Source organism: Microbacterium atlanticum (assembly GCF_015277815.1).
Classification (GTDB): domain Bacteria; phylum Actinomycetota; class Actinomycetes; order Actinomycetales; family Microbacteriaceae; genus Microbacterium; species Microbacterium atlanticum.
The window spans coordinates 284033-297497 of the sequence record NZ_CP063813.1; the positions used below are offsets into that span (position 1 = coordinate 284033).

General features: G+C 71.8%; 14 protein-coding genes. 13 read left to right on the plus strand and 1 reads right to left on the minus strand.

The window, feature by feature from the left end:
• The first annotated feature begins 130 nt into the window (after positions 1-130).
• The 12 genes from tilS (at position 131) to panC (ending at position 10514) form a co-directional block, all read left to right on the plus strand.
• On the plus strand, positions 131-1129 hold the full coding sequence (gene tilS, locus IR212_RS01280; protein WP_194397241.1) for a tRNA lysidine(34) synthetase TilS: 999 nt from the start codon (positions 131-133) through the stop codon (positions 1127-1129).
• A gap of 13 nt (positions 1130-1142) precedes the next feature.
• Positions 1143-1694 carry a hypoxanthine phosphoribosyltransferase gene (hpt, locus tag IR212_RS01285; RefSeq protein ID WP_194397242.1) on the plus strand — a complete coding sequence of 184 codons (552 nt, stop codon included), beginning with the start codon at positions 1143-1145 and terminating at the stop codon, positions 1692-1694.
• Between the two features lie 138 nt (positions 1695-1832).
• The gene (gene ftsH, locus IR212_RS01290) at positions 1833-3839 is read left to right on the plus strand and encodes an ATP-dependent zinc metalloprotease FtsH (protein ID WP_194397243.1); all 2007 of its coding nucleotides are present in this window, start codon (positions 1833-1835) and stop codon (positions 3837-3839) included.
• A gap of 9 nt (positions 3840-3848) precedes the next feature.
• Positions 3849-4436, plus strand: a complete 588-nt coding sequence (folE, locus tag IR212_RS01295; protein WP_194397244.1) for a GTP cyclohydrolase I — start codon at positions 3849-3851, stop codon at positions 4434-4436.
• Entirely contained in the window at positions 4436-5272 is an 837-nt protein-coding gene (gene folP, locus IR212_RS01300) for a dihydropteroate synthase (RefSeq protein WP_194397245.1), read from the plus strand. Before folE ends, folP begins: the two co-directional genes overlap by 1 nt.
• Positions 5245-5640 carry a dihydroneopterin aldolase gene (folB, locus tag IR212_RS01305; protein ID WP_194397246.1) on the plus strand — a complete coding sequence of 132 codons (396 nt, stop codon included), beginning with the start codon at positions 5245-5247 and terminating at the stop codon, positions 5638-5640. Before folP ends, folB begins: the two co-directional genes overlap by 28 nt.
• A complete protein-coding gene (gene folK / locus IR212_RS01310) occupies positions 5637-6215 on the plus strand; it encodes a 2-amino-4-hydroxy-6-hydroxymethyldihydropteridine diphosphokinase (protein ID WP_194397247.1) in 579 nt (192 codons plus the stop codon). Before folB ends, folK begins: the two co-directional genes overlap by 4 nt.
• Positions 6212-6709 (plus strand): DUF3180 domain-containing protein, encoded by a 498-nt coding sequence (locus IR212_RS01315; protein WP_194397248.1) that lies wholly within the window; start codon positions 6212-6214, stop codon positions 6707-6709. Before folK ends, IR212_RS01315 begins: the two co-directional genes overlap by 4 nt.
• Positions 6651-7226: a PH domain-containing protein gene (locus tag IR212_RS01320; RefSeq protein WP_194397249.1), complete on the plus strand. Its 576-nt coding sequence runs from the start codon at positions 6651-6653 to the stop codon at positions 7224-7226. Before IR212_RS01315 ends, IR212_RS01320 begins: the two co-directional genes overlap by 59 nt.
• Positions 7223-8956: a PH domain-containing protein gene (locus IR212_RS01325; protein ID WP_194397250.1), complete on the plus strand. Its 1734-nt coding sequence runs from the start codon at positions 7223-7225 to the stop codon at positions 8954-8956. Before IR212_RS01320 ends, IR212_RS01325 begins: the two co-directional genes overlap by 4 nt.
• Positions 8953-9672, plus strand: coding sequence for a DUF2520 domain-containing protein (locus IR212_RS01330; protein WP_194398754.1), 720 nt, complete (start codon positions 8953-8955; stop codon positions 9670-9672). The genes IR212_RS01325 and IR212_RS01330 overlap by 4 nt, the downstream gene beginning before the upstream one ends.
• The gene (panC, locus tag IR212_RS01335; protein ID WP_194397251.1) at positions 9669-10514 is read left to right on the plus strand and encodes a pantoate--beta-alanine ligase; all 846 of its coding nucleotides are present in this window, start codon (positions 9669-9671) and stop codon (positions 10512-10514) included. Before IR212_RS01330 ends, panC begins: the two co-directional genes overlap by 4 nt.
• 11 nt (positions 10515-10525) lie before the next feature.
• Here panC and IR212_RS01340 read toward each other — a convergent pair whose 3' ends face one another.
• Positions 10526-11758, minus strand: coding sequence for an MFS transporter (locus IR212_RS01340; protein ID WP_194397252.1), 1233 nt, complete (start codon positions 11756-11758; stop codon positions 10526-10528).
• A 184-nt stretch (positions 11759-11942) separates the two neighbouring features.
• On the opposite strand from IR212_RS01340, the gene lysS reads away from it, so the two are divergent.
• Complete coding sequence (lysS, locus tag IR212_RS01345) at positions 11943-13457, plus strand: lysine--tRNA ligase (RefSeq protein WP_194397253.1); 1515 nt, start codon at positions 11943-11945, stop codon at positions 13455-13457.
• Positions 13458-13465: the final 8 nt, after the last annotated feature.

The window sequence follows — 13465 nt, forward strand, 5'->3', positions numbered from 1 at the left end:
GTCGCGCGGTCCACAATTCAGTCTGCGCGCGCGGCGGCGCGGACACGTCCCCGGAATTCCGCGGCTGCCACGCCCGCGTGGGCACGCGCAGACTGAATCCTGAACACGCGCGGCCCGGTACCGTGGGCGCATGACCGACCGCAGGCCCGGGCTGGACCCCGCCGTCGCCGAGGTCCGGCGGGCCGTCCGCCGGGTGCTGGGCGGCCTTGAACCGGGTGCGACGGTCCTCGTGGCGCTGTCGGGCGGCGCCGACTCGCTCGCCCTGACCGCGGCGACCGCGTTCGAGGCGCCGAGGCTCGGCCTGCGTCCCGCATCCCTCACGATCGACCACGGGCTGCAGGAGGGATCGACGGATGCGGCCACCGCCGCAGCCGCGAAGGCCGAGGCCCTCGGGCTCGACGCCCGTGTCGCGCGCGTCGAGGTCGGCACGGCCGGCGGACCCGAGGCGGCGGCACGCGACGCGCGATACGCCGCACTCCGCGACGCCGCGCGAACGGAGCGGGCGGCGGCGATCCTCACCGGCCACACACTCGACGACCAGGCGGAGACGGTGCTGCTGGGCCTGGCCCGGGGCGCGGGCGCGGCGAGTCTGCAGGGCATGGCCGAGGCGTCCGACCTCGACGGCGTGCCGCTGCTGCGCCCGCTGCTCGGCGTGCGGCGCGACACGACGAGGGCGGCCTGCGCGGCCGAGGGGCTCCAGCCGTGGGACGACCCGCACAACGGCGACCGCCGCTACGCGCGCGTGCGCGTGCGCCAGTCGGTGCTGCCGGTGCTCGAGGCCGAGCTGGGGCCGGGGATCGCCGAGGCCCTGGCCCGCACGGCGGCGCAGCTGCGCGAGGACGCCGAGGCGTTCGACGAGATGATCGACGAGACGATCGAGGATCTCGTGGAGCATGCCGAGGCGGGCATCTCGGTCTCGGCCGCGGCGCTCGCCGCGAACCCGGCGGCGCTGCGCCACCGCATCATCCGCCACGTCGTCGCCAGCGAGTTCCACGAGAGCCTCACCCGCACGCAGACGCTCGAGGTCGCCCGGCTCGTCACCGACTGGTCGGGCCAGGGACCCATCGATCTGCCCGGATGCCGCGCCCGCCGCCTCGGCGGACACATCGAGTTCACCGCTCGGTCCTGAATAGACTCGTCGCATGCGTGCGGCAGACGTCTCCAGCGAGATCACCGAAGTCCTCGTCACCGAGGAGCAGATCCAGGCCAAGCTCGAGGAGATCGCCGCGCAGGTCGCGGCCGACTACGAGGGCAAGGACCTGCTGCTGGTCGGCGTCCTCAAGGGCGCGATCATGGTGATGGCCGACTTCTCGCGCCACCTCAAGACCCTGGCGCCGATGGACTGGATGGCCGTCTCCTCGTACGGCGCGGGCACGAAGTCCAGTGGCGTGGTTCAGATCCGCAAGGACCTCGACACCGACATCCTGGGCAAGCACGTGCTGATCGTCGAGGACATCATCGACTCGGGCCTGACGCTGAGCTGGCTGCTGGAGAACTTCGCGGCCCGCGGCGCGGCATCCGTCGAGGTCTTCGCGCTGCTGCGCAAGCCCGAGGCCGCCAAGGTCGAGGTGCGGTGCAAGTACGTCGGCTTCGACATCCCGACGGAGTTCGTCGTCGGCTACGGCCTCGACTACGCCGAGCGGTACCGCAACCTCCGCGACGTCGCGGTCCTCGCGCCCCACGTGTACTCCTGAGCCCGGGCTCCGATTACGCCCGAGGCGAATGCACAGTCAGCGCCTAGGAACCCCGCGATACCCTGATTCAACCGTCGACGGGGGGTTTCCCGTCTGCGGCGGCACGTCGACGAAAGGGGTCGGGCTCGCGCCCGCACCATGGACTTCAAGAAGATCACTCGCAACCCGCTCTTCTACGTCCTGCTGATCGGGGTCTTCCTCATCGTGGGGTTCTCGCTCATCTCGAGCCTGAACGGCGCGAAGCAGATCTCCACGCAGGAGGGGCTCGAGCTCCTCTCCGGTGACACGGTCACCGAGGTCGTCAACACCGACGGCGACCAGCGCGTCGACATGACGCTGTCCAAGGAGTACGACGGCGCGACCGACGTGCAGTTCTACTACGTCTCGGCGCGCGCCGACGAGGTCGTCGACGCGATCAACTCCGCCCAGCCCGAGGACGGCTTCAACGACGCCGTGCCGCGCGCCACCTGGTTCGACGGGTTCCTCTCGCTCCTGCTCCCGATCCTGCTGCTGGGTCTGCTCTTCTGGTTCTTGCTGTCCAGCGCGCAGGGCGGCGGCAGCAAGGTGATGCAGTTCGGCAAGTCGCGGGCCAAGCTCGTCACGAAGGAGATGCCGCAGGTCACCTTCCAGGACGTCGCGGGCTCAGACGAGGCGATCGAAGAGCTCGAAGAGATCAAGGACTTCCTGAAGGACCCGTCGAAGTTCCAGGCGGTCGGCGCCCGCATCCCCAAGGGCGTGCTGCTGTACGGGCCGCCGGGAACCGGCAAGACCCTGCTCGCGCGCGCCGTCGCCGGCGAGGCGGGCGTGCCGTTCTACTCGATCTCGGGTTCTGACTTCGTCGAGATGTTCGTCGGCGTCGGCGCGAGCCGGGTGCGCGATCTGTTCAATCAGGCCAAGGAGAACGCTCCGGCGATCATCTTCATCGACGAGATCGACGCCGTCGGCCGCCACCGCGGCGCGGGCCTGGGTGGCGGGCACGATGAGCGCGAGCAGACGCTCAACCAGATGCTCGTCGAGATGGACGGCTTCGACCCCAAGGCGAACGTGATCGTCATCGCGGCGACCAACCGCCCCGACATCCTCGACCCGGCCCTCCTGCGCCCGGGACGCTTCGACCGCCAGATCGGCGTGGACGCTCCCGACCTCAAGGGACGCCAGAAGATCCTCGAGGTGCATGGCCGCGGCAAGCCCCTCGCCGACGGCGTCGACCTCGAGGTCGTCGCCCGCAAGACACCCGGCTTCACCGGCGCCGACCTCGCGAACGTCCTCAACGAGGCGGCGCTGCTGACCGCCCGCTCCAACGCGCAGCTCATCGACAACCGCGCGCTGGACGAGGCCATCGACCGCGTCCTCGCCGGCCCGCAGCGCCGCACCCGCGTGATGAAGGACAAGGAGAAGCTCATCACCGCCTACCACGAGGGCGGCCACGCGCTCGCGGCGGCGGCGATGAACCACACCGACCCGGTCACCAAGGTCACCATCCTCCCGCGCGGCAAGGCCCTCGGGTACACGATGGTGCTGCCGCTGGACGACAAGTACTCCGTCACGCGCAACGAGCTGCAGGATCAGCTCGCATACGCCATGGGCGGCCGCGTCGCCGAGGAGATCGTCTTCCACGACCCGACGACCGGAGCCTCCAACGACATCGAGAAGGCGACGAACATCGCCCGCAAGATGGTCACCGAGTACGGCATGACCGGCGACATCGGGCCGGTCAAGCTGGGCCAGTCTTCGGGTGAGGTCTTCATGGGCCGCGACATGGGACACGGCCGCGACTTCTCGGAGCGCATCGCCGAGCGCGTGGACGCACAGGTGCGCGACCTCATCGAGCTGGCGCACAACGAGGCCTACCAGGTGATCAACGAGAACCGCGACGTGCTGGACAGGCTCGCCCTGGCCCTCCTCGAGAAGGAGACGCTGGATCACGTCGAGCTCGCCGAGATCTTCAAGGACGTCAAGCGCCTGCCGCCGCGCCCGCAGTGGCTCTCCAGCGAGCAGCGCCCGCCGTCGACGCTGCCGCCGGTGGACGTGCCGCAGCGGCGCGGCGAGGCCGGGCTCGCCGCGAGCGTCGAGGCCGAGCAGCCCGCGGCCGAGAAGGCGGTCAAGCGCCGCCCGAGCGGGCAGGCGCGCCCCGCGACCGCGTAGGCTCGGCCCGTGGCCGTCGATCGGGAGCGCGTCGCCGCGCTCGTGCGGGAACTGCTCGAGGCGATCGGTGAGGACCCCGAGCGCCCGGGACTCAAGCTGACCCCGACGCGCGTCGCCGACGCCTACGCGGAGTTCTTCGCGGGCGTCGGACAGGATGCCTCGGCGCCGCTCGCGCACACCATCTCGGTGACCCGCGGGCCGGCTCCCGACACGCTGCCGTCGGGGGCGGTGATGCTGCGCGACATCCTGTTCCGCTCCGTGTGCGAGCACCATCTGCTGCCGTTCCGCGGCCACGCGCACCTGGCGTACCTTCCGGGCGAGCAGGTGGTGGGGCTCGGCGCGCTGCCGAAGGTGGTCGACATCCTGTCGTCGCGTCCGCAGGTGCAGGAGCGCCTGGGGGAGCAGATCGCCGATGTGATCGCCGCTTCACTCGATGCCCGCGGCGTGCTGGTCGTGCTCGAGGCGAGCCATGAGTGCGTCACGATGCGCGGCGGACGACAGCCGGATGCCTCGACCGTCACGATCGCCGCCCGCGGCGAGTTCGCCGAGCCGGCCGCCCGCGCTGAGCTGGTGGCGCTGATGGGGGCCGGCCGGTGATGACGACGCTCATCATGGGGATCGTGAACGTCACGCCCGATTCGTTCAGCGACGGCGGTCGCTATGCGGATGCCGACGCCGCCGTCGCCCACGGCCTGCGGCTGCGCGCCGAGGGCGCGCACCTCCTCGACGTGGGCGGCGAGTCCACGCGGCCCGGCGCGGAGCGCGTGGCGCCGCGCGTGGAGCAGGACCGCGTGCTGCCCGTCGTGCGTGCGCTCGCCGAGGCCGGCGCCGTCGTGAGCATCGACACCATGAACGCGTCGACGGCTGTGGCGGCCGTGGAGGCGGGTGCCCGCATCGTCAACGACGTGTCGGGCGGGCTCGCCGACCCCGACCTGCTCGCGGCCGTGGCGCCGACGGGCGCCGACGTCGCGCTGGGCCACTGGCGCGGCCCCTCCACCGACATGTATGCGCGCGCACAGTACGACGACGTCGTCGACGAGGTCGTGCGCGAGCTGCGGGGAAGGGTCGAGGCGGCGGCATCCGCCGGCATCGCCCCGTCGCGGGTGATCCTCGACCCGGGGATCGGGTTCGGCAAGAAGGGCGCCCAGAACTGGGCCGTGCTGCACGAGCTCGACCGCCTCGTCGGCCTCGGACCGCGGCTGCTCGTGGGCACGAGCCGCAAGCGGTTCCTCGCCGAGACGCTCGAGCCCGATCCGGCCGAGGTCGATGAGGCCCGCCGCGATCTCGCGACGGCTGTCACGAGCGTCCTCGCCGCCCAGGCGGGGGCGTGGGCCGTGCGCGTGCACGATGTGGCCGCCACTCGCGACGCCCTCGTCGTCGCCCGTGGCTGGCAGGAAGGGATCCGATGGACGTCGTCGACGAGATCACCCTGACGGGGGTGCGCGCCTTCGGGTATCACGGGGTGCTCCCCGAGGAGAGAACCCGCGGCCAGGAGTTCGTCGTGGACGCGACGCTCTACCTGAGCACGGCGTCGGCGGCGGCATCCGACGATGTCACCGACACGGTGCACTACGGTGAGGCCGCCCAGCGCATCGCGGCCGTGGTGGCCGGAGAGCCCGTCAACCTCATCGAGACCGTCGCCGCGCGGATCGCCGACGAGCTGCTCGCCTACGACCTTGTCAGGATGGTGTCCGTGACGATCCACAAGCCGCAGGCCCCGATCCCGGTGCCGTTCTCCGACGTGTCGGTCACGATCCGCCGCGTGCGAGCCGGTGCGACCGTCGGGACGGCGGCGCCGTGAGCCGCCGGCTGGCTCAGGGGTTCGAGGGCGAGAGCTCGCACCGCCGCCGCGACGCCGTGGAGGCGGTGGTCGCGCTCGGCGCGAACCTCGGCGACCGGGCTGCGACGATGACGGTGGCGATCAAGGAGCTCGCGCGACTGCCGCTGGTCGGGGCGGTGCGGGTGTCGGAGCCCATCGAGACCGTCGCCGTGACGAAGGACGGGCCGGATGCCTCGGCCCCGGCGTACCTCAACGCGGTGGCGGTCCTCACCACCCGGCTGGCGCCGTCGGTTCTGCTCGCATACCTGCACGCCATCGAACAGCGCCACGGGCGGACCCGATCGGCCCGGCGGTTCGCGAACGAGCCGGGGTGGGAGGACCGCACGCTCGACCTGGACCTGATCGCGTACGGCGACCTCGTCAGCGACGACCCGAGCCTGTTGATCCCCCACCCCCGCGCGGCCGAGCGCGAGTTCGTGCTGGGGCCGTGGCTCGCCGTCGACCCCGATGCGGTGCTGCCGGGCGTCGGCCGGGTCGACGAGGCTCTCGCGCGACTCCGGGAGGCGGACGGGCAGGCCGACGAGGCGGGTCGATGAAGCGCACGAGCGCCGGCGTCCTGCTGCTGGCCGCCGCTCTGGGGCTCGCGGCCGGCTTCCTCGTGGACCAGCTGCTGACAGCCGCCGGACGCCCGACGTTCACACCGGCGGTCACCCTCCCCATCCTGCTGGTGCTGCTCGGCGCCGTGGTCGTCGTGCTCGCCCTGCCCATCCGCCGGGCCACCCGCCGGGGGTCGACGTCGGCGGTGAACCCGTTCCGCGCGGTGCGCATCGCGATGCTCGCGAAGGCGTCGAGCATCGTCGGCGCCGTCATCGGGGGGCTCGGCGGCGGGCTGTGGATCTTCCTCGCGACCCGGCCCGTCACGCCGTCGATAGGCTCGTGGGGAACGGTCATCGCGACGACCGTGTGCGGCGCCCTGCTGGTCGCCGCCGGTCTTATCGCGGAGCACCTGTGCACGATCCGGAAGGACGACGATGACGAACAGCCCGGAGGCGACGACCCCGGACTCCACCCCCGCCTCCACGACCACTGACGCGGGTTACGACCGGATCGCCGAACCGCGGTCGGAGAACCGCCTCGTCCTGACCGAGGGCGTCTGGCACCAGATCTCGCCGAAGTACGTGAAGGTGCAGTTCATCTCGTCCGGCTCGTTCCTGCTCGTCGTCATCGCGGCGACCCTGGTGCTGACGCTCCTGATGCACCAGCTGTGGGCGTGGATCCCCGGCGTCATCATGACCGTGATCATCGGATGGACGCTGGCGATCCTGCCGCGCCAGGCGCGCTCGATCGGCTACCAGCTGCGCGAGGACGATCTGGTCTTCCGTCGCGGCATCCTGTGGCAGCGCTTCGTCGCCGTCCCGTACGGCCGCATGCAGCTCATCGACATCACCCACGGCCCGCTGGACCGCGGGTTCGGCATCGCGCAGCTCAAGTTCGTCACCGCCGCGGCGGCGACCGGTGTGACGATCCCGGGCCTGGAGCAGGCGACCGCCGAGACGCTCCGCGATCACCTGGTGCAGGTGGCCGAGAGCAGGCGCACGGGCCTATGACCGCCATCGGGCCCAGCGCGCCACCGCCGCAGCTGGTCCGCTCGCCGCTCAGCGACGGCGAGTGGCACCGGCTGCACCCGCTCACCCCGCTGCTGCGCGGGGGGCTCTTCCTCATCGTGATCATCGGCATCGTGCTGGCGAACCTGCGCGATCGGCTGGTGTTCGTCTTCCTGCCGTGGCTCGGTCCCGACGTGCAGGCCGAGGTGGGCGAGTGGGACGGCGCCACCGGCGACCCGATCGACTTCATCATCGCCAACGACCTCTACGTGCTGGCCGCGCTCGGAGTGCTGGCCGCTCTCATCATCCTGGTCGCGGTGTTCTACACATCGTGGCGCTTCCACACCTTCCGCATCACCGAGGACGACGTCGAGGTGCGCAGCGGCATCCTGTTCCGCACGCAGCGCCGGGCCCCGCTGGACCGCGTGCAGGGCGTCAACCTGACGCGTCCGATGATCGCGCGGCTGCTGGGCATGGCCAAGCTCGAGGTCGTGGGCGCGGGCATGGACGCCAACGTCAAGCTCGAGTACCTGTCGACCGCGAACGCCGAGGCCGTCCGCGCCGACATCCTGCGCCTGGCGTCCGGGCGCCGGCTCGGAGCGGGCAGCTCGCCCGCCGACCACCGCCACGCCGGTCGCGTCGCGTCCCTCGGGCAGACGGTCGGCCGCGAGATCACGGGCATGATCGAGGGGCCGGAGGCTCCCGTCGCCGAGCTCGAATCGGTCGTGAACATCCCGGTCGGCCGGCTCGTGGCATCCCACGTCCTCAGCATGTCGACGGTCGCGCTGCTGTTCGCGGTCGTCGCGATCGGGATCGGCGTGAGCCAGGGCGTGACGTGGCTGCTGCTCGGCTTCGTCCCGGCGATCATCGGCTTCGGGGCGTACTGGGTGCGCTCGATCGTGCGGTCGCTGCGGTACTCGATCGCCCCGACACCGGACGGCGTGCGGATCACGTTCGGCCTGTTCACCACCATCACCGAGATCGTTCCGCCCGGCCGCGTGCACGCCGTGGAGGTGACCCAGCCGATCCTCTGGCGGCCCGCCGGCTGGTGGACCGTGCGCATCAATCGTCTGACCGGCCGCAGCGCCTCGGACTCGGCGACCGACCAGTTCACGACCGTGCTGCCGGTCGGCACCGCCGCGGACGTGGAGCGCGTGCTCGGGCTGCTGCAGCCGTCGCTCCCCGGTGCGGAGCGGGCGCTCATCGTGCGGGAGGGCATGCTCGGCCCCGGTGACGAGGACACCTTCACGAACACCCCTCGGCGGGCGTGGTGGATCCGCCCGCTGTCGTATCGACGCAACGGCTTCCGGCTGACCGCCGACGTGCTGCTCATGCGTCGGGGCGTGGTGTGGCGCAAGCTCGCGATCCTGCCCCTGGCGCGCCTGCAGAGCATCGGGCTCTACCAGGGGCCGCTCGACCGGGCGACGCGCGTGGCGGGCGTGCGGGCCCACGTCGTCACCGGGCCGGTCTCGCCGTTCCTTGCCGCGGTGGACCGCGACAGTGCCCTGGCGCTCTTCGGCGACGTCGCCCGCGGGGCGGTGCGCGCCGCCTCCGCGGATCGCACCCACCGATGGGCGCAGGATGCGGACGGCCCGCCGGCGGGTGCGGGCGCGACGGTGCGCGGCGATGGATCGCCGCTGGCCGAGGAGAGCGTGCCCGCGAGCGGGTCGGCGCAGCTCGGCGAGGCGCCCGGCGGGCCGGCGGAGCGCGTGACGGGAAGGGACGACGCGTGACGGCTGTGCGAGACGGGCGCCTCGGCGTCGGAATCATCGGCGCGGGCCGTGTCGGCCCGGTGGTGGGCGCCGCCCTCGGCGGTGCGGGCCACGCGATCGTGGGCGTCACCGTCGGCTCGGACCCCGAGCGTGTGGAGGCGCTCCTGCCCGGCGTTCCCGTGCTCGACGCACCCGAGATCGTGCGGCGCAGCGAGCTCGTCATCGTCGCGGTCCCGCACGATCAGCTCGAGGGACTGGTCGCCGGCCTCGCCGAGGTCGGCGCGTGGCAGCCGGGACAGCTCGTGCTGCACACCGACCCGGGGTGGGGGACCGCCGTTCTCGCGCCGGCCGTCGTGAAGGGCGCGATCCCGCTCGCCGTGCATCCGGCGATCGAGTTCACCGGGACGTCGATGGACCTTCGCGCGCTGTCGAGCTCTTACGCCGCGGTGACCGCGCCGGGGCCCGTGCTCCCCATCGCGCAGGCGCTCGCGGTCGAGCTCGGCTGCGAGCCGGTGGTCGTGGAGGAGGCGGCGCGGGCGGCCTACGCGGAGGCGATCGCGACGGCGCGGGACTTCTCGCGGTCGATCGTCAGGCAGGCGTCGGCCCTGCTCAGCCGGGCGGGCGTCCCGAACCCCGGGTCGTACCTGTACTCGCTCGCGCACACGACCATCGACCATGCGCTCGCCGAGGCCGGGTCGGGAACCGCGGACGAGCCCCCCGCTACGATCCAAGGATGATCAGCACCGTCGACGAGCTGCGCGCGGCGATCGCCGAGGTCCGCGCCGCCAGACCCGACGCGCGCGTCGCGCTCGTCTCCACGATCGGATCCCTCCACGACGGGCACATCGATCTCGTCCACCGGGCGCGCGAGGTCGCCGACGTCGTCGTCGTCTCGCTGTTCGTCAACCCGCTGCGCTTCGCCACCCCCGCCGAGTACGCCGCCTACCCGCGCACGCCCGACGAGGACGCCGAGCTGCTCGCCTCGCTCGGCGTCGAGATCGTGTTCGCACCGGATGCCGCCGAGCTGCTGCCGAACGGATCGGCCACCACGAAGGTCAGTGCCGGCGACCTCGGTCTGCGCTACGAAGGACGCGCCCGGCCGTTCTACTTCGACGGTCTCCTCACCGTCGAGGCGAAGCTCTTCCACCTCGTGCAGCCGGATGTGGCGGTGTACGGCGAACGCGATCGGCAGCGGGTGTTCCTCGTTCGCCGCATGATCCGCGACCTCTTCTTCGACGTCGATGTCGCGACCGTCGACACCGTTCGCGGCGACGACGGACTGCCGGTGTCGACGCGCGTGGGGATGCTCGAGCCGCGCGACCTGGCCGCCGCCGCCCTCCTCCCCGCCGCCCTCGATGCCGCCGCGGCGAACGCGGACCGAGGGGTGGATGCCTGCATCGCCGCCGCGCAGTCGGCGCTGATGGGCGAGCAGCGTATTCGCCTGGAGTACCTGAGCGTGGTGGACCCCGCCACCTTCCTCCCCGTCGACGAGGGCAGCAGGGGACCCGCGGTCGCGCTCATCGCCGCGACGGTGGCGGGACACCGCTTCATCGACAACACCGACATCTACCTGGGCTGAGGGCCGCGGGATCAGCGGGCGCCGTCCGTTGACCGCGCCCGCGCCGGGGGCGCCTGCCGTCGCATCGCTGCGCCCGCTCCGAGCGTCGCGACCAGCACGATGGCGGAGAAGACGACGAGCACAGCCGTCTCCGGGGCGAAGGTGAGGCTCCATCCCACGAGGAGCACGGGGACCACGAGCCCCGCGTAGGCGATGAGGAACAGCAGGGCGAGCGTTTCGCCGCGGCGTCCGGGTGCGGCCAAGGCGCCCGCCGCGCCGATCGCGGAGCGGAACATGATGCCGGACCCGGCCCCCGCCACGATCCCGCCCAGGATGAACAGCGCCAGGTTCGGCAGCAGCGCGCCGGCGGCGATCAGGGTCAGCCCGATCACGAAGCACGCGAGGGCGATGCCGAGCTGCGTGCGCTGGGCGACGCGAACCAGGACGATCTGGGCCAGGGCTGCGGCGCCGAACACCGCGAACACCGTCGCACCGTCGACGAGGTGGTCCGACACGCGGAAGGTGTCGTGCAGGAAGGTCGGCGCGAGTGAGGTGAAGAGTGCGAAGAGCGCGAAGGATGCCGCCGCCCCGATGCTCGCCGCTGCGAATGCCGCCCGCGAGGCGGGGGGGAGCGCCAGCCGCTGCGGGCGGTAGCCCTCGTGCGGCGCGGCGGTGTCGACGGTCTCGGGCACGCGGCGGAGCACCACGGCCGCGACGATGAAGAGCACGAAGAACACCACGTGCGGCAGCTCGAGCGGGTCAGGGAGGAACTCGGCGAACAAGCCTCCGATCAGGGGACCGAGCGCCAGTCCGCCGATGTTGGCGGCACCCGCCACCGCGGCGGCGACGGTCGGCGATTCGTCCGGTCGCTTTCGCGCGCGCAGCTCCGCGAGATGGGCCGTCGCGGCGGCGGTCAGCGTGCCGACGCTGACGCCGTCGAGGAACCGGGCGGCGATGAGCCCGGGCACCGCGCTCCACAGGATGAAGAGGATGCTCGCGCCGGCGGACAGGAGGAGCGCGATGATCGTCATCCGTCGCCTGCCCGCCCAGTCGCTGATGTGCCCGATGAGGAACAGGCTGAACACGACCCCCACCGCGAACGCGGCGAAGATGAGGGTGACCACCGGGACGGGGAACCGGTCGGCCTCCTGATAGAGCGGATAGAGCGGTGTCGGCACCGTCGCATAGGCCGTCACGGTCGCGAATGCGATCGCCACCACCCAGAATCCGCTGCGATCCGACATCGTGGCGTGAGCTCGCGACATGATCTCGATCCGTTCGGTCGAGGGGCCTCCCCGGAAGCGCCTCCGACCCTACTCGCGCGGGGCGGGCCGGCCAAGGGGCGGTCGTCCGTCGTGCAGGTCGAAGCACGCTCCGGCGAGCTCGCGGCGAGCCGTCGGTAGACTTGAGGGTCCGCGTGCCGCGGAGACACCCTCGAGGAGCCCATCCGTGACCGACACGACCTCGCCCGCCGAGCCCACCGAAGCCGACGTCTTCGAGCAGAAGGCGGTCCGGCTCGCCAAGCGCGAGCGGCTGATCACGGAGCGCACGGACGCCTCGGGCGGGCCCTACCCCGTCTCCCTCCCGATCAGCGACACGATCCCGCAGCTGCGCGAGCGTTTCGGTGAGCTGGAGGCCGGGGCGGAGACGGGCGTCACGGCGGCTGTCGCAGGCCGCATCGTCTTCAGTCGCAACACCGGGAAGCTGTGCTTCGCGACCCTTCAGTCCGGCGACGGCAGCCGCATCCAGGCGATGGTGTCGCTCGCGGCCGTCGGCGAGGAGTCCCTGCAGGCGTGGAAGGAGCTCGTCGACCTGGGCGACCACGTCTACGTGTCGGGCGAGGTCATCTCGAGCCGCCGCGGCGAGCTGTCGATCATGGTGGCCGAGTGGCGCATCGCGTCGAAGGCCGTGCTGCCGCTGCCGAACCTCCACTCCGAGCTGAGTGAGGAGACGCGCGTCCGCAGCCGCTTCCTCGACCTGATCGTCCGCGACCGCGCGCGCGACACCGTGGTGGCGCGGGCCAAGGTCAATGCGAGCCTGCGTGACACGTTCCGTTCGCACGGCTTCCTCGAGGTCGAGACGCCGATGCTGCAGGTGCAGCACGGTGGGGCATCCGCTCGTCCCTTCATCACCCACTCGAATGCCTTCGACACCGACCTGTACCTGCGCATCGCGCCGGAGCTGTTCCTCAAGCGCGCGGTCGTCGGGGGCATCGACCGCGTCTTCGAGATCAACCGCAACTTCCGCAACGAGGGTGCCGACTCGACGCACAGTCCCGAGTTCGCGATGCTCGAGGCGTACCAGGCCTACAGCGACTACCACGGCATCGCCGACCTCACGCAGGAGCTCATTCAGAACGCCGCGGTCGCGGTGACGGGCTCGACCACCGTGACGTGGGCCGACGGGACCGAGTACGATCTGGGCGGCCAGTGGGACCGCCTGTCGATGTACGACTCGCTGTCGCAGGCCGCGGGGCGCACCATCACGCCGGAGACGCCGTTCGAAGATCTCGTCGCGCTCGCCGAGGCGGAGGGGGTGGAGCTGCCGCCGCATGCGATCCACGGGAAGCTCGTCGAGGAGCTGTGGGAGCACTTCGTCAAGCCGCGGCTGGACCGCCCGACGTTCGTGATGGATTTCCCACTCGACACCAGCCCCCTCGTGCGCGAGCACCGCTCGATCCCCGGCGTGGTCGAGAAGTGGGATCTGTACACCCGCGGCTTCGAGCTCGCGACGGGGTACTCCGAGCTCGTGGATCCCGTCATCCAGCGCGAGCGCTTCGTCGAGCAGGCCAAGCTGGCTGCGCGCGGCGACCTCGAGGCGATGCGGATCGACGAGGAGTTCCTGCGCGCCCTCGAGCACGGCATGCCGCCCACCGGGGGCATGGGCATGGGCATCGACCGGCTCCTGATGGCGATCACGGGCCTCGGCATCCGCGAGACGATCCTCTTCCCGCTGGTGAAGTAGGGCTCTCC

What these genes read in the sequence shown, in the direction of transcription:
- folP (WP_194397245.1), top strand. Translation starts at nt 4,436, where the DNA reads ATGACGACGCTCATCATGGGGATCGTGAACGTCACGCCCGATTCGTTC.
- IR212_RS01320 (WP_194397249.1), top strand. Translation starts at nt 6,651, where the DNA reads ATGACGAACAGCCCGGAGGCGACGACCCCGGACTCCACCCCCGCCTCC.
- tilS (WP_194397241.1), top strand. Translation starts at nt 131, where the DNA reads ATGACCGACCGCAGGCCCGGGCTGGACCCCGCCGTCGCCGAGGTCCGG.
- IR212_RS01325 (WP_194397250.1), top strand. Translation starts at nt 7,223, where the DNA reads ATGACCGCCATCGGGCCCAGCGCGCCACCGCCGCAGCTGGTCCGCTCG.
- ftsH (WP_194397243.1), top strand. Translation starts at nt 1,833, where the DNA reads ATGGACTTCAAGAAGATCACTCGCAACCCGCTCTTCTACGTCCTGCTG.
- hpt (WP_194397242.1), top strand. Translation starts at nt 1,143, where the DNA reads ATGCGTGCGGCAGACGTCTCCAGCGAGATCACCGAAGTCCTCGTCACC.
- IR212_RS01315 (WP_194397248.1), top strand. Translation starts at nt 6,212, where the DNA reads ATGAAGCGCACGAGCGCCGGCGTCCTGCTGCTGGCCGCCGCTCTGGGG.
- panC (WP_194397251.1), top strand. Translation starts at nt 9,669, where the DNA reads ATGATCAGCACCGTCGACGAGCTGCGCGCGGCGATCGCCGAGGTCCGC.
- IR212_RS01340 (WP_194397252.1), bottom strand. Translation starts at nt 11,758, where the DNA reads ATGTCGCGAGCTCACGCCACGATGTCGGATCGCAGCGGATTCTGGGTG.
- folB (WP_194397246.1), top strand. Translation starts at nt 5,245, where the DNA reads ATGGACGTCGTCGACGAGATCACCCTGACGGGGGTGCGCGCCTTCGGG.